This window comes from Pseudomonas sp. GW822-FHT03F08, from assembly GCF_058801265.1.
Genome location: NZ_JBXANC010000012.1, coordinates 188,038 through 203,325 on the forward strand (window position 1 = coordinate 188,038; position 15,288 = coordinate 203,325).

16 protein-coding genes are annotated in these 15,288 nt (G+C 60.4%); 7 read left to right on the top strand and 9 right to left on the bottom strand.

Translation table 11 applies throughout. The features are described 5' to 3' along the window. The first annotated feature begins 6 nt into the window (after positions 1-6). The gene (locus AC1RME_RS26495; RefSeq protein ID WP_008080191.1) at positions 7-771 is read left to right on the top strand and encodes an amino acid ABC transporter ATP-binding protein; all 765 of its coding nucleotides are present in this window, start codon (positions 7-9) and stop codon (positions 769-771) included. A 53-nt stretch (positions 772-824) separates the two neighbouring features. On the opposite strand, the gene AC1RME_RS26500 is transcribed toward AC1RME_RS26495, so the two are convergent. Further along, complete coding sequence (locus AC1RME_RS26500; protein ID WP_096819188.1) at positions 825-1,316, bottom strand: type II TA system antitoxin MqsA family protein; 492 nt, start codon at positions 1,314-1,316, stop codon at positions 825-827. Then, positions 1,313-1,624 carry a type II toxin-antitoxin system MqsR family toxin gene (locus AC1RME_RS26505; protein WP_096819190.1) on the bottom strand — a complete coding sequence of 104 codons (312 nt, stop codon included), beginning with the start codon at positions 1,622-1,624 and terminating at the stop codon, positions 1,313-1,315. The genes AC1RME_RS26500 and AC1RME_RS26505 overlap by 4 nt, the downstream gene beginning before the upstream one ends. A gap of 166 nt (positions 1,625-1,790) precedes the next feature. Between AC1RME_RS26505 and AC1RME_RS26510 the strand changes: the two genes are divergently transcribed. The 5 genes from AC1RME_RS26510 to AC1RME_RS26530 all read left to right on the top strand — a co-directional run bounded on the left by AC1RME_RS26510 (position 1,791) and on the right by AC1RME_RS26530 (position 6,345). Continuing rightward, on the top strand, positions 1,791-2,450 hold the full coding sequence (locus AC1RME_RS26510) for a FadR/GntR family transcriptional regulator (protein ID WP_096819192.1): 660 nt from the start codon (positions 1,791-1,793) through the stop codon (positions 2,448-2,450). Then, positions 2,440-3,744 carry a CynX/NimT family MFS transporter gene (locus tag AC1RME_RS26515; protein ID WP_096819194.1) on the top strand — a complete coding sequence of 435 codons (1,305 nt, stop codon included), beginning with the start codon at positions 2,440-2,442 and terminating at the stop codon, positions 3,742-3,744. The genes AC1RME_RS26510 and AC1RME_RS26515 overlap by 11 nt, the downstream gene beginning before the upstream one ends. A gap of 100 nt (positions 3,745-3,844) precedes the next feature. Then, positions 3,845-4,318, top strand: coding sequence for a nuclear transport factor 2 family protein (locus AC1RME_RS26520; protein ID WP_085608154.1), 474 nt, complete (start codon positions 3,845-3,847; stop codon positions 4,316-4,318). Between the two features lie 39 nt (positions 4,319-4,357). Continuing rightward, positions 4,358-4,660, top strand: a complete 303-nt coding sequence (locus AC1RME_RS26525; protein WP_085698557.1) for a GIY-YIG nuclease family protein — start codon at positions 4,358-4,360, stop codon at positions 4,658-4,660. A gap of 749 nt (positions 4,661-5,409) precedes the next feature. Further along, the gene (locus AC1RME_RS26530; RefSeq protein WP_096819196.1) at positions 5,410-6,345 is read left to right on the top strand and encodes a glutathione S-transferase family protein; all 936 of its coding nucleotides are present in this window, start codon (positions 5,410-5,412) and stop codon (positions 6,343-6,345) included. A gap of 31 nt (positions 6,346-6,376) precedes the next feature. On the opposite strand, the gene AC1RME_RS26535 is transcribed toward AC1RME_RS26530, so the two are convergent. After that, entirely contained in the window at positions 6,377-6,727 is a 351-nt protein-coding gene (locus AC1RME_RS26535) for a glutaredoxin family protein (protein WP_096819198.1), read from the bottom strand. Continuing rightward, a complete protein-coding gene (yejK, locus tag AC1RME_RS26540; RefSeq protein WP_007957356.1) occupies positions 6,727-7,731 on the bottom strand; it encodes a nucleoid-associated protein YejK in 1,005 nt (334 codons plus the stop codon). Before yejK ends, AC1RME_RS26535 begins: the two co-directional genes overlap by 1 nt. Positions 7,732-8,127: 396 nt before the next feature. Between yejK and AC1RME_RS26545 the strand changes: the two genes are divergently transcribed. Further along, complete coding sequence (locus AC1RME_RS26545; protein ID WP_003221909.1) at positions 8,128-8,409, top strand: HU family DNA-binding protein; 282 nt, start codon at positions 8,128-8,130, stop codon at positions 8,407-8,409. A 124-nt stretch (positions 8,410-8,533) separates the two neighbouring features. Here AC1RME_RS26545 and rlmF read toward each other — a convergent pair whose 3' ends face one another. The 5 genes from rlmF to AC1RME_RS26570 form a co-directional block, all read right to left on the bottom strand. After that, positions 8,534-9,556 carry a 23S rRNA (adenine(1618)-N(6))-methyltransferase RlmF gene (gene rlmF, locus AC1RME_RS26550; protein WP_096819200.1) on the bottom strand — a complete coding sequence of 341 codons (1,023 nt, stop codon included), beginning with the start codon at positions 9,554-9,556 and terminating at the stop codon, positions 8,534-8,536. A 131-nt stretch (positions 9,557-9,687) separates the two neighbouring features. Beyond that, a complete protein-coding gene (locus AC1RME_RS26555; protein ID WP_096819202.1) occupies positions 9,688-12,534 on the bottom strand; it encodes a valine--tRNA ligase in 2,847 nt (948 codons plus the stop codon). A gap of 134 nt (positions 12,535-12,668) precedes the next feature. Then, positions 12,669-13,064 (bottom strand): DNA polymerase III subunit chi, encoded by a 396-nt coding sequence (locus AC1RME_RS26560; RefSeq protein WP_192559852.1) that lies wholly within the window; start codon positions 13,062-13,064, stop codon positions 12,669-12,671. Positions 13,065-13,072: 8 nt separating this feature from the next. After that, positions 13,073-13,501, bottom strand: coding sequence for a DNA polymerase III subunit chi (locus AC1RME_RS26565; RefSeq protein WP_493072714.1), 429 nt, complete (start codon positions 13,499-13,501; stop codon positions 13,073-13,075). A 60-nt stretch (positions 13,502-13,561) separates the two neighbouring features. Continuing rightward, complete coding sequence (locus AC1RME_RS26570) at positions 13,562-15,052, bottom strand: leucyl aminopeptidase (protein ID WP_493072715.1); 1,491 nt, start codon at positions 15,050-15,052, stop codon at positions 13,562-13,564. Positions 15,053-15,288 lie beyond the last annotated feature (236 nt).

Below are 15,288 nucleotides of genomic sequence, written 5' to 3' on the forward strand. Positions count from 1 at the left end.
TTTTCGATGAGCGAAGCAATCAAAAAGCCAGTGGGCCCTGAAGGCATCATTCAGATGCAGGGCGTGAACAAGTGGTACGGCCAGTTCCACGTGCTGAAAGACATCAACCTCAACGTCAAGCAAGGCGAGCGTATCGTGCTGTGCGGCCCGTCGGGTTCCGGCAAGTCCACCACCATCCGCTGCCTGAACCGTCTGGAAGAACACCAGCAGGGCCGCATCGTGGTCGATGGCGTCGAGCTGACCAACGACCTCAAGCAGATTGAAGCGATCCGTCGTGAAGTCGGCATGGTGTTCCAGCACTTCAACCTGTTCCCGCACCTGACCATTCTGCAGAACTGCACCCTGGCGCCGATGTGGGTGCGCAAGATGCCCAAGCGCAAGGCCGAGGAAATCGCCATGCATTATCTGGAACGCGTACGCATTCCGGAGCAGGCGCACAAGTTCCCCGGGCAACTGTCCGGCGGTCAGCAACAGCGTGTGGCGATTGCTCGCGCGCTGTGCATGAAACCGAAAATCATGCTGTTCGACGAACCGACCTCGGCGCTCGACCCGGAGATGGTGAAAGAAGTTCTGGACACCATGATCGGCCTGGCCGAAGACGGCATGACGATGCTCTGCGTGACCCACGAAATGGGTTTCGCCCGCACCGTGGCCAACCGCGTGATCTTCATGGACAAAGGCGAAATCGTCGAGCAGGCGGCACCGAACGACTTCTTCGACAATCCGCAGAATGAGCGGACCAAGTTGTTCCTGAGTCAGATTCTGCATTGATATCAGATGGGTAAAACAAACCCGGCCTTGTGCCGGGTTTGTTTTTTGAGGGATCAGGACATGGTGAGGGTTTCGTGTTCTTTGTGCTCGGCATACTTGAAGGCGTTCCTCAGATCCGCCCCTTCACCCAAGGCTTTCGCATCGGCGAGCAAGTGCGGATAGCGATCGAGCAGGCGCATCAGCAACATCAACGCCTTCGGCGGAAGCACTTCGCCGCGCTCATAGCGGGAAAATGCGTTGTGTCCGCCACCTGACAGCAGTTGCACCGTTTCTTTTTGCGTCAGGTGCAATTTGCGCCGGATGCGCTTCATTTCGTTACCGATCATTTGTCGGGCAGCGATCACCAGATCATCACCGGCTTGCGTGTAGCGTTCTGCACTATCGGTATCGGCGTCCCACTCGACCTCACCGCATTTCCGACATTCCCAGCCAGCAAGATCATCGATACGACGTTCCATGCCTTTGACACTGATGGTTTCGCCGCGGCCCTCGAAATGTGTCATTCCCTCACGTGCACCGCAGCTGAAACATTGCCGGGTCTTCATTGGTTTTTCTCCTTGAAGGAGATTACCGGTGGGCCACCTTCGGGGCGGTATGTCACCTTGATGTAAATCTCCAGATCGTGTGAGTGGATGTGATACACGTCTTGCCAGACTCGATGATCGTCATAGGTGGTCATTGACTTGTACAACATCCTGTTCTGCAATTCGAAAACGATCTCTTGCATCTCCAGGATGCTGAAACCGAGATCCAGTCCGGTTTTTTCTGCGCTCTTGGTGAATGCCTGTCTTCCACGTCGTCTGACCTCAGCCTTGATCACCGCCAAGTCGTAATGGGGTGTGTTCTTTTCCATAAGAAACCAAAACCCTGTCCCTGAAATTACCCTTAAAGGGTAATTTTGACCAATCGAAAATCCCGCTTCATTTGCCTCCTAATCAACCTAGGTGGTTGCCGTCCTACACGGAGCTGACTAACATGTCAGAAAATTCATCCTATGATTGGATGAAATGGCGAATCCTATGTCAGACATTTCTCCACTTATTAAGCGATCCCTGGTCGATCAGGCCCTGGATCTATTACGACAGCGCATCACCGACGGCACCTGGCAGGTCGGTCAGCGCTTGCCGACCGAGCCCGAGCTGTGCGCCGAACTCGGTATCAGCCGTAACACCGTGCGCGAGGCGATGCGGGTGCTGGCGTTTTCCGGATTGATCGAGATCCGTCAGGGCGATGGCAGTTATCTGCGGGCGGTGGTCGATCCGATGGACACGCTCAAGGCGCTGTCCAAGTGCTCACTGGATCAGGCTCGGGAAACCCGGCACATCCTTGAAGTCGAAGCCATCGGTCTGGCGGCGTTGCGCCGCACCGATGAGGATCTGGCGGGCCTGCGCGAGGCGCTTGGCGTTGCCGGCAGCCACTATCACGGCGATCTCGACAGCTACATCGCCTGTGACCTGGTGTTTCACCGCCGCCTGGTGGATGCCGCGCACAACCCGACGCTCAGCGAGCTGTATCGCTATTTCTCCAGCATCGTCGGCGCGCAATTGCGCCAGACCCTGAACATCGTCCCTCGTCGACAGGAAGTCTTCGATTTGCACATCGCCCTGTTCGAAGCCGTCGAACAGCGTGATCCGGAACGGGCCAAAGCCCTGTCGAGGCAACTGATCAATGAACCCTGAAACCGAGAAAACCATGTCCCGCCCTGAAGCCGTCAACGCCCCGAAGCGCACCGCCGAACTGGAGGAGTTGCTGATCGATGCCGAGGCCGACGACGAGCAGGTGCAGCAAAGTCATCCCCTGGTACGTCGCCCATGGCTGTTGCTGTTGGGCCTGATTCTGGTGGCGCTGAACTTGCGTCCGGCGCTGTCGAGCATGGCGCCGCTGCTCAGTGAAGTGTCGAAAAGCCTTGGCTTGTCCGCCGCTCAGGCGGGGTTGCTGACGACGTTGCCGGTGTTGTGCCTCGGTCTGTTCGCCCCTTTGGCTCCGGTGCTGGCGCGACGTTTCGGTGCCGAGCGGGTGGTGCTGGGGATTCTTCTGACACTGGCCGGCGGCATCATCCTGCGCAGCAACTTCGGTGAAATCGGTCTGTTCGCCGGCAGCGTTCTGGGTGGCGCGAGTATCGGCATCATCGGTGTCTTGCTGCCCGGCATCGTCAAACGCGACTTCGCCAAACACGCCGGCACCATGACCGGTGTCTACACCATGGCCCTGTGCCTGGGCGCGGCGATGGCAGCGGGTTCGAGCGTGCCGTTGAGCGAACACTTCGACCACAGCTGGGCCATGGGCCTCGGCTTCTGGGTGATTCCGGCGCTGGTCGCTGCGGTGTTCTGGCTGCCGCAAATCGGTCAGAAGCACGGTGCGCACAACGTTGCGTATCGGGTGCGCGGGCTGCTGCGTGATCCGCTGGCCTGGCAGGTGACCTTGTACATGGGCCTGCAATCGTCGCTGGCCTATATCGTGTTTGGCTGGCTGCCGTCGATTCTGATTGGACGCGGGCTGACCCCGACTCAGGCCGGTCTGGTGTTGTCCGGGTCAGTGATCATTCAGCTCGCCAGTTCTCTGGCAGCGCCGTGGCTGGCCACGCGTGGCAAGGATCAACGGCTGGCGATCGTGGTGGTGATGGCACTGACCCTCGGCGGTCTGTTCGGATGTCTCTACGCGCCGATCGAAGGCCTGTGGGGCTGGGCGATCCTGCTGGGCCTGGGGCAGGGCGGTACGTTCAGCCTGGCGCTGACCCTGATCGTGCTGCGCTCGCGGGACTCCCATGTCGCGGCCAATCTGTCGAGCATGTCCCAGGGCTTCGGCTACACCCTCGCGTCCATGGGGCCGTTCGCGGTCGGCGTGGTGCATGACTGGACCGGCGGCTGGAACGCCGTGGGCTGGATCTTCGGCATCGTCGGAGCGGGTGCGATCCTTGCCGGCCTCGGTGCCGGGCGCGCGTTGTACGTGCAGGTCGAAAGCGAAAAGGTCTGACGCGCGCACACTGTCGGTATTCGGAATGCGAATGCCGATAGTGTTTCGGGCGTTTGCGGATTATCGTGCTGGCAATCTGTACCTTTCCTGGAGATTGCCCATGAGTGAAGAAGCCCACAGCGCGTTGATCACCCGTTTCTATCAGGCTTTCCAACGCCTTGACGCCGAGGCCATGGCCGCCTGCTACACCGACGACGTGGTGTTCAGCGATCCGGCCTTCGGCGAGCTGCGCGGCCGCGATGCCGGCGACATGTGGCGCATGCTCACCACTCGGGCCAAGGACTTCTCCCTGACTTTCGACAACGTCCGCGCCGACGAGCGCAGCGGCGGCGCCCACTGGGTGGCGACTTACCTGTTCAGTCAGACCGGCAACATCGTGATCAACGACATCCAGGCACGCTTCGTCTTCCGCGACGGCAAGATCTGCGAACACCACGACCACTTCGACCTGTGGCGCTGGTCCCGTCAGGCCCTGGGTTTCAAAGGCCTGTTGCTGGGCTGGACGCCACTGGTGCGCAATGCCGTCCGCGCCCAGGCGCTGAAAGGGCTGAAGGCATTTCAGGCGAGTCGCTGATAAGATCGCGGCCTGTTCCTCACACGCCTTTATTGCCCAGTGACCAGCCTCAGCGAAAATCCCCTCGATGCCGACGTTCCAGTGAGCAAATCCTGGTTCGTCTACCTCGTTCGCGCCGCCAATGGTTCGCTGTACTGCGGGATCAGCGATGATCCCGTGCGCCGCTTCGCCAAGCACCAGAGCGGCAAGGGCGCGCGATTCTTTCTGTCCAGCCCGGCAATGGCTCTGGTCTACACCGAGCTGTGCCGTGACAAGAGTGATGCGTTGCGTCAGGAGCGGTTGATCAAGAAGCTGCGGAAGAGCGCGAAGGAATGCCTGGTGGCGTCTTATCGGCCTGATTGATCAGGTGTTTGCGAGCGGTAGAAATCACTGCACGTTGAAGCGGTGTCCTCAGACAAACGACAGGCGAAAAAAAACCGCCTTTGCGGGGCGGTTTTTTCTGTAAACCTCGGTTTGCGGCCGGGTTTACTGATCTCACAGGAGACATTGACGTAGGCGGAGAATATTCCTCTTTGCGTCACTGAGCAAGCCTGAAGGCACGCCTACCCAATAAACTCAATTTTGAGTTTATTTGTTTAAGCGAAGGTTCAGAAACCCGGTTACGATCCGTCCGCTCACATGGCAGTGCAACCATTGAGGTCTGGCCGATCGGCGTAACGGTTTCATGCCCTCTGACACGGAGTTGCTCCCGTGCCGGAATGATTTTTCAGGGGGTATCACAACCGGCCGCCTCACAGGAGATATTGACGTGTCTTCCGAAGGCGTACGTGGTCCGGTAAGCGCGCTGGAGGTTTGGCCCCCAACCGGAGGCCAAAACGTATGAAGCTTTTGCTACGTACTCTGAGCCTCGTATGGAGGTCGTTCAAAGCGTTTCGCTTTTACGAGTTCCTGCGAGATCACTTCGATGACCTGATGTAAGGATTGTCGATGTGAGAACAACCGTCTCGGTTTCGGCTGAGGCGGTTTTTTCATCCTGGAGTTTTCGGTCGTCTTATCAACCTGACTGATCGGTTCCCATCAGCCGGATCCGTAGGCCGCCAACGAATTGCGCGCTAAGCTGCTGATTCACTTTCTGTGCGGCGGAGCCGAGCATGTCCGAGTTGATTCTGCATCATTACCCGACCTCTCCATTCGCCGAAAAGGCCCGGCTGCTTTTGGGTTTCAAGGGTTTGTCCTGGCGTTCGGTGCACATCTCGCCGGTGATGCCGAAACCGGACCTGACTGCCCTGACCGGCGGCTACCGCAAGACCCCGGTGCTGCAGATCGGCGCCGACATCTATTGCGACACCGCGTTGATCGCCCGCCGCCTCGAGCAGGAGAAGGCCCAGCCTTCGTTCTTCCCGGAAGGTCAGGAAATGATCGCCGCCAGTTTCGCTGCCTGGGCCGATTCGGTGGTGTTCCAGCATGCGGTGAGCCTGGTGTTTCAGCCAGAGTCGGTGGCGGTGCGTTTCGGCAAGTTGCCGCCGGAAGCGATCAAGGCGTTTCTGGCCGATCGTGCCGGGCTGTTCAGCGGTGGCAGCGCGACCAGACTGTCGGCCGAGCAGGCCAAACATCAATGGCCGACCATCATGGCGCGCCTGGAGCAGCAGTTGCAGCGCGAGGACGGAGACTTCCTGTTCGGCGAGCCATCGATTGCCGACTTCGCCATGGCGCATCCGCTGTGGTTCCTCAAGGCTACGCACGTCACCGCACCGCTGGTGGATGACTACCCTGCAGTGTCCGCGTGGCTCGGGCGGGTGCTCGGCTTCGGTCACGGTGCAGCCAGCGCCATGAGTTCCGAAGAAGCGCTGGAGGTTGCGCGCCATTCGACGCCGGCGGCGTTGCCTGATGAGCAGTTTGTCGATCCGAACGGATTTGCAGCGGGTCAGCAGGTCGTGATCGCGGCTACTGATTACGGCGTTGATCCGGTTGCTGGGGAATTGGTGTTTGCCGGTCGCGAAGAGCTGATCCTGCGCCGTGAAGACGAACGCGGTGGTGCGGTGCATGTGCACTTCCCGCGTTTCGGTTTCCGTATCGAGAAACGCTGAAACAAATGAGGGAGCTCAATGGCTCCCTCGTTCATTTCAGTGCAGCAAGAATTTCGTCCGGATCAAACCCGCGAATCAACGTGCCATTGACGTCGATCAGCGGAATCCCGCGCCCGCCCAGCGCTTCGTACGCCTTGCGCGCCTCGGCGTCCTTCTCGATATCGAATTCCTTGAACGCAATCCCTTTCTGATCGAGAAAGCGCTTGGTCTGCTTGCAGTAGCCGCACCAGTCCGTGGTGTACAGCACGACGTTGGCGTTGGCGCGGACCTGCTCGGACGCCATCTGCGACGGGTTGAACACCCGCTCGATCTTGCCCCAGTTCTGATAGACCACGACCACCAGCAGAACCAGTGCGACCTTTTTCAGCACATTGCCGAGCATCAGTTGCGGCGCTTCAGCTGATCGGTGAGCGAAGTTGGCAGGCCTTTGATGACCAGCGTGCCGGCCTCTTCGTCGTATTCGATCTTCGAGCCCAGCAGGTGCGCCTCGAAGCTGATCGACAGGCCTTCGGCGCGGCCGGTGAAGCGCCGGAACTGGTTGAGCGTGCGCTTATCCGCCGGGATCTCCGGCGACAGGCCGTAGTCCTTGTTGCGGATGTGGTCGTAGAAGGCCTTCGGGCGTTCTTCGTCGATCAGCTCCGAGAGTTCTTCCAGGCCCATCGGCTCGCCGAGCTTGGCCTGGCTGCTGGCGTAGTCGACCAGGGTCTTGGTCTTCTCGCGGGCGGAATCTTCCGGCAGGTCTTCGCTCTCGACGAAGTCGCTGAAAGCCTTGAGCAGCGTGCGGGTCTCGCCCGGGCCGTCGACGCCTTCCTGGCAGCCGATGAAGTCGCGGAAGTATTCCGAGACCTTCTTGCCGTTCTTGCCCTTGATGAACGAAATGTACTGCTTGGACTGCTTGTTGTTCTGCCACTCGGAGACGTTGATCCGCGCCGCCAGGTGCAGTTGACCGAGGTCGAGGTGGCGCGACGGGGTCACGTCCAGTTGATCGGTCACGGCCACGCCTTCACTGTGGTGCAGCAGGGCGATGGCCAGGTAATCGGTCATACCTTGCTGGTAGTGGGCGAATAGTACGTGGCCGCCGACGGAGAGGTTCGACTCTTCCATCAGCTTTTGCAGATGCTCGACCGCGACTTTGCTGAACGCGGTGAAGTCCTTGCCGCCTTCCATGTATTCCTTCAGCCAGCCGCTGAACGGAAACGCACCGGACTCCGGATGAAACAACCCCCAGGCTTTGCCCTGTTTGGCGTTATAGCTCTCGTTGAGGTCGGCGAGCATGTTCTCGATGGCGGCGGATTCGGCCAGTTCAGAGTCACGGGCGTGCAGAACGGCGGGCGTGCCATCGGGTTTTTTGTCGATCAGGTGGACGATGCAATGACGGATCGGCATGGGCTTCTCGGCAAGTGGAAGGGAGGAGGGCGGGCTCCCCCGAAAAAGCGCCCAGTGTACCGCAACCACTGGTTTTGGCGCGGGCTGAAGGGCAATTCGGGGTCATGGGGTGGCGCTTATGCATTTATTTACCGATTTAGCGCAATAAACCTGACCATTTGGCTAGCTAGAGGCGGATATTTCCTTGTCTCTGTGCTAGTTTTGCCCGGTCTTACGCGTAGTCACTGCGTTAAGCGTGCATTCAGCATTTGTCAGGTCGAACCAAACCCTGATTTCGGCATCTATAACCCCGACTCGTCGTGGTTATCGCCGAGGGTGCCAGATCCAGAAGATCGGGCTCGATGGCTGACACTGCACTCTGCAATCCATATGAATTTGATAGGGAAGGAACACTACATGGCTCTTACTAAAGACCAACTGATCGCCGACATCGCTGAAGCTATCGACGCGCCGAAAACCACCGCGCGTAACGCTCTGGACCAACTGGGCCAAATCGTTGCTGATCAGCTGGAAAACGGCGGCGAAATCACCTTGCCAGGTATCGGCAAGCTGAAAGTGACCGAGCGTCCTGCCCGCACTGGCCGTAACCCATCGACTGGCGCTGCCATCGAAATCCCTGCCAAGAAAGTGATCAAGCTGGTTGTGGCCAAAGGCCTGACCGACGCTGTGAACAAGTAAGACGCAGCGATAAAAAAAACCGTGCGCCGGAGTGATCCGAGCACGGTTTTTTTGTGCCTGCCGATTGTGTTTCAGCAGAAGTGGCGGCTGCTTTGCGATCAAGCGCCGCCCCAGTTGAAACGTATTACTTGCGAACCCAGCGTTCGCGACGCCAGATCTGCTGCTCGGACTTGGTCTGGAAGGTCCAGGCGACGAAGCGGCTCTGCTTCTGGCCCTGGGACATTTCCACTACCTGGCTTTCCAGGGCGCCGACCTTTTTCAGCGCGGTTTCGATGGCGGGCAGGTTCGAGGCTTTCGAAACCAGGGTGCTGAACCACAATACCTTGTGCGCAAAGTTCGCACTTTCGGCGATCAGTTGCGTCACGAAGCGCGCTTCGCCGCCTTCACACCACAGTTCGGCCGACTGGCCGCCGAAGTTCAGCACCGGCAACTTGCGTTTCGGGTCGGCCTTGCCCAGGGCTCGCCACTTACGCTCGCTGCCCTTGGTGGCCTCTTCCATCGACGCGTGGAACGGCGGGTTGCACATGGTCAGGTCAAAACGCTCGCCGGGCTCCAGCAGGCCGATCAGGATGTGCTTGCGGTTCTCTTGCTGGCGCAGCTTGATGACCTTGTTCAGATCGTTGGACTGGACGATGGCTGTTGCGGCAGCCACGGCCGTCGGGTCGATTTCCGAGCCCAGGAAGTGCCAGCGGTATTCGCTGTTGCCGATCAGCGGATACACGCAGTTGGCGCCCATGCCGATGTCCAGCACGTTGACGATGGCGCCGCGCGGAACCACGCCGTCGTTGTTGCTGGCCAGCAGGTCAGCCAGGAAGTGCACGTAATCGGCACGACCCGGTACTGGCGGGCAAAGGTAATCGGCCGGGATATCCCAATGCTGGATGCCGTAGAACGACTTGAGCAACGCCCGGTTGAACACGCGCACCGCGTCGGGGCTGGCGAAGTCGATGCTTTCCTTGCCGTACGGGTTGGTGATCACGAACTTCGCCAGCTCCGGCGTAGTCTTGATCAGCGCCGGGAAGTCGTAACGACCCTGATGGCGATTGCGCGGGTGCAGGCTGGCCTCTTTGCGCGGCTCCACGGGCTTGGCCGGGGTAGCGGAGTCAGGCTTCTTGCGCGCGGGGCGAGGTGTGCGGGGGGCGTTCATGGGCGTGGTCGATTCGGGTATGGCTGAAAGTGGCGGCTATTGTCCCACAGGGAACCGGGTTGTAGGCCGGAAAAGTGCCGGGCACAAAAAAGGGAGGCCGCATGGCCTCCCTTTTTCAGTGCGATTTGCCGTTACAGGCTGGCAATCCGCGCGTGCTGCTCGGCCAGTTTGCCCAGGGCCTGTTCGGCCTCGGCCAGCTTGGCGCGTTCCTTCTCGATGACTTCGGCCGGAGCCTTGTCAACGAAACCGGCGTTGGACAGCTTGCCGCCGACACGCTGGACTTCGCCCTGCAGACGCAGGATTTCCTTGTCCAGACGCGCCAGTTCGGCGTTCTTGTCGATCAGACCGGCCATCGGCACCAGCACTTCCATCTCGCCAACCAGTGCGGTGGCGGACAGTGGCGCTTCTTCGCCGGCCGCCAGTACGGTGATCGATTCCAGACGCGCCAGCTTCTTCAGCAGCGCTTCGTTCTCGGTCAGGCGGCGCTGGTCTTCAGCGGTGACGTTTTTCAGGTAAATCGGCAGCGGTTTGCCCGGGCCGATGTTCATTTCGCCACGGATGTTACGCGTGCCGAGCATCAGGCCCTTGAGCCATTCGATGTCGTCTTCGGCTGCCGGATCGATGCGCTCTTCGTTGGCCACCGGCCAGGCTTGCAGCATGATCGTCTTGCCCTGAATGCCGGCCAGCGGCGCGATGCGCTGCCAGATTTCTTCAGTGATGAACGGCATGAACGGATGCGCCAGGCGCAGCGCCACTTCCAGTACGCGAACCAGCGTGCGGCGAGTGCCGCGCTGACGCTCGACCGGCGCGTTTTCGTCCCACAGCACAGGCTTGGACAGTTCCAGGTACCAGTCGCAGTACTGGTTCCAGATGAACTCGTACAGCGCTTGTGCCGCCAGGTCGAAACGGAACTGATCCAGTTGGCGGGTCACTTCGGCTTCGGTGCGTTGCAGCTGCGAGATGATCCAGCGATCCGCCAGCGACAGCTCGTAAGCTTCGCCGTTCTGGCCGCAGTCTTCGCCCTTGTCCAGAACATAGCGCGCAGCGTTCCAGATCTTGTTGCAGAAGTTGCGATAGCCTTCGACGCGGCCCATGTCGAACTTGATGTCGCGACCGGTGGACGCCAGCGAGCAGAACGTGAAGCGCAGGGCGTCGGTGCCGTAGCTGGCGATGCCGTCGGCGAACTCGTCGCGGGTCTGCTTCTCGATCTTCTTCGCCAGTTTCGGCTGCATCAGACCGGAGGTGCGTTTCTGCACCAGGGTTTCGAGCTCGATACCGTCGATGATGTCCAGCGGGTCCAGGACGTTGCCCTTGGACTTGGACATCTTCTGGCCCTGACCATCACGCACCAGGCCGTGCACGTAAACGGTCTTGAACGGAACCTGCGGCGTGCCGTCCTCGTTCTTGATCAGGTGCATGGTCAGCATGATCATCCGGGCGACCCAGAAGAAAATGATGTCGAAACCGGTGACCAGAACGTCGGTGGAGTGGAATTTCTTCAGGAACTCGGTCTTTTCCGGCCAGCCCAGGGTGGAGAAGGTCCACAGGCCCGAACTGAACCAGGTGTCGAGAACGTCGTTGTCTTGTTGCAGCGCAACGTCCGGGCCGAGGTTGTGCTTGGCACGCACTTCGGCTTCGTCGCGACCGACGTAGACCTTGCCCGACTCGTCGTACCAGGCCGGAATCCGGTGGCCCCACCACAGTTGACGGCTGATGCACCAATCCTGGATGTCGCGCATCCACGAGAAGTACATGTTTTCGTACTGCTTCGGCACGAACTGGATACGGCCGTCTTCAACGGCAGCAATCGCAGGCTCGGCCAGCGGCTTGGTGGACACGTACCACTGGTCGGTCAGCCACGGCTCGATGACGGTGCCGGAGCGGTCGCCTTTCGGCACTTTCAGGTTGTGGTCGTCGACGCTGACCAGCAGGCCGGCGGCGTCGAACGCAGCCACGATCTGCTTGCGCGCTTCGAAACGCTCGAGACCGGCGTACTCGGCCGGAATCTTGCCGTCGATGCTGTCGTTCAGCGTGCCGTCGAGGTTGAACACCTGCGCTGCCGGCAGCACGTTGGCGTTCTTGTCGAAGATGTTCAGCAGCGGCAGGTTGTGGCGCTTGCCGACTTCGTAGTCGTTGAAATCGTGGGCCGGGGTGATTTTCACGCAGCCGGTGCCGAATTCAGGATCGCAGTAATCGTCGGCGATGATCGGAATGCGGCGGCCGACCAGCGGCAGCTCGACGAATTTGCCGATCAGGGCTTTGTAGCGCTCGTCGTTCGGATTCACCGCGACGGCGGAGTCGCCGAGCATGGTTTCCGGACGGGTGGTCGCGACGATCAGGAAATCGTTGCCTTCAGCAGTTTTTGCGCCGTCGGCCAGCGGGTATTTCAGGTTCCACAGGAAACCTTTCTCGTCGTGGTTTTCCACTTCGAGGTCGGAAATCGCCGTGTGCAGCTTGGTGTCCCAGTTGACCAGGCGCTTGCCGCGATAGATCAGACCGTCTTCGTGCAGGCGCACGAATGCTTCTTTAACGGCTTCCGAGAGGCCGTCGTCCATGGTGAAGCGCTCGCGGCTCCAGTCCACGGACGAGCCGAGGCGGCGGATCTGACGGCTGATGTTGCCGCCGGACTGTTCCTTCCACTCCCAGACTTTCTCGAGGAATTTTTCGCGGCCCAGATCGTGGCGATTCTGGCCCTGGGCTTCGAGTTGACGCTCCACCAGCATCTGCGTGGCGATACCGGCGTGGTCGGTGCCCGGTTGCCACAGGGTGTTGCGACCCTGCATGCGGCGGAAACGGATCAGGGCGTCCATGATCGCGTTGTTGAAACCGTGACCCATGTGCAGGCTGCCGGTGACGTTCGGCGGCGGGATCATGATGGTGTAGGAGTCGCCCGCGCCTTGCGGGGCGAAGTAGTTCTCGGACTCCCAGGTGTTGTACCAGGAAGTTTCAATGGCGTGCGGCTGGTAGGTCTTATCCATGCGCGGCGGGACCCTATTGGCATTTATTCAGGAAAAGCCGGGAAGTATAGCGGGGCATGGGGCGCAGGGCGAGCGGGGCGGGCCGGGTGGGGATCTAAAAGTGGGAGCAACCGTGCGACGGCTCCCACCGTCGATTATTCGTACTGGCTCAGAAGCCGTTCCATCCGTGCCTCGAGGCGACGTTTGATTTCGGTTTCGATGTGCGGGGCGAAGTCGTCGATCACGTCTTGCATGATCAGTTGCGCAGCGGCGCGCAGTTCGCTGTCCAGGTGCAGCAGCGCGTCGGGGCCTTTGTCCACAGGTGCGACGGGCGCGGTGGCGGGTTTCGCGACGGTAGCAGGTGGCGGTTCGACGGCGGGTGGCTCAGTGGCGACCGAGTCGAACAGCATCGGAATCTGTTCCTGTTCGCCATCATCGACCGTATCGGTCAAAAGCGGCGGTTGCAGGTTGTCATCGCCCAGCAACTGGCGGATCGACTCGAGGTCATCCAGCAAGTGCGCGGGTTTTTGCAGCGGTTTTGGAGTGTCCATCGGCGTACTCAGAGTCGCTGTAAACGGTGGTCTTGCAGAGGATAGCCCTGTTCCCGGTAGAAACGGAAACTCTCCCGCGCAGCCGCACGGATCGCCGGATCTTCCACCACCACTTCCGCCACTCGGGCGAACTTGTTGGCGAAGGCCGGGACCTTCAGGTCGAGGTTGACCAGCAAGTCCGCGTGCTGGCCGCAGTCATCGCCCAATCCCAACACAATCAAACCTTCCGGTTCGCTCTCGGCCGGGCCATGGGGCACGAAGGTTTCGCCCTTGAACGCCCACAGTCGCGCATCGAGGTCTTCGCGTTGGGCGGCATCGCTGCAATGCAGGTAGATGCGGTGGCCCATGCGCCAGGCTTTCTCGGTGAGCTTGCAGGCAAAATCCAGACGCGCCGAAGGATCGGCACTGGGCAGGATGTAGAAGTCGACTTTGGTCATTGCGGTTCCTGAGCTGAAAGCGGCGCCCCTCGAAAGAGGCGCCGCTCGCAGTCATCGGTTTCAGGCTTTGGCGCGATCCAGCAGGTACTGGGTCAGCAGGGGAACCGGACGGCCGGTGGCACCCTTGTCCTTGCCGCCGCTGGTCCACGCGGTGCCCGCGATGTCCAGGTGCGCCCAGTTCAGGTTCTTGGTGAAGCGCGACAGGAAGCACGCGGCGGTGATGGTGCCGGCCTTCGGCCCGCCAATGTTGGCGATGTCGGCGAATGGGCTGTCCAGTTGCTCCTGGTACTCATCGAACAGCGGCAGTTGCCAGGCGCGGTCGTCGGCAGCCTTGCCGGCGCTCAGCAGTTGGCCGATCAGTTCGTCGTTATTGCCCAGCAGGCCGGAGGTGTGCGCACCCAGGGCAACCACGCAGGCGCCGGTCAGGGTGGCGATGTCGATCACCGCTTGCGGCTTGAAGCGCTCGGAGTAGGTCAGTGCGTCGCACAGCACCAGACGGCCTTCGGCGTCGGTGTTGAGGATTTCCACGGTCTGGCCGCTCATGGTGGTCACGATGTCGCCCGGACGCGAAGCGGTGCCGCTCGGCATGTTCTCGGCGCAGGCCAGGATGCACACCAGGTTGATCGGCAGCTTCAGTTCCAGCACGGCGCGCAGGGTACCGAACACGCTGGCGGCGCCGCCCATGTCGTACTTCATCTCGTCCATGCCGGCGCCCGGTTTCAGGCTGATGCCGCCGGTGTCGAAGGTGATGCCTTTACCGACCAGTGCGTACGGCTTCTCGGATTTCTTGCCGCCGTTGTATTGCATGACGATCAGGCGCGGCGGCTGGGCGCTGCCCTGACCGACGGCGTAGAACGAACCCATGCCCAGGGATTTGATTTTCTTCTCGTCGAGCACTTCGACTTTCAGATCCTTGAACTCTTTGCCCAGGTCCTTGGCTTGCTCGCCGAGGAAGGTCGGGTGGCAGATGTTCGGCGGCAGGTTGCCCAGGTTGCGGGTGAACGCCATGCCGTTGGCGATCGCGGTGGCGTGATTCACGGCGCGTTGCACTTCGGCTTGAGCGGCCTTGATGGTCAGCAGGGAGATTTTCTTCAGAGCGCGCGGTTCGGCTTTCTGGCTCTTGAACTGGTCGAAGGTGTATTCGCCGTCGACCAGGGTTTCGGCCAACAGGCGAGTCTTGCCGTAGCTGTCACGGCCCTTGACGATGATTTCATCCAGCGCCAGCACGGCATCGCTGCCGCCCAGACCCTTGAGGGTGTTGAGGATGCCGGCAACGATCTTGCGGAACGGGCGGTCGCCCAGTTCTTCATCCTTGCCCACGCCGACCAGCAGCACGCGTTCGGCTTTCAGGTTCGGAAGGCTGTGCAGCAACAGGCTCTGACCGACTTTGCCGGCCAGATCGCCACGCTTGAGGACAGCGCTGATGGCGCCGCCGCTCAGTTCGTCGACCTGCTTGGCGGCGACGCCGAGTTTGCGGCCTTCACCGACGGCAACCACCAGGGTGGCGGTTTTCAACGTTTCTGGGCTAACGCTTTTTACAACCAGTTCCATGTCCGGATCCCTGAATGAATGGTCAACACGCAGGCGTTCGGCGGTGTCCGCAGTCGCCTGCTTATAGAGAGAAAAGGCGCAGGCCAGCGCCTGCGACAAGGGCCGCAGTTTGAACCTCGCTCCCTGCGCCTGACAACCCTCCTCGGAACGATCTTCAACCGATTGCACGCTTGCGTGAGTGTGCGCAGTGACAGGCGCCCTCAATCACAGGATAATGCCGCATCTTTTTTCGACGG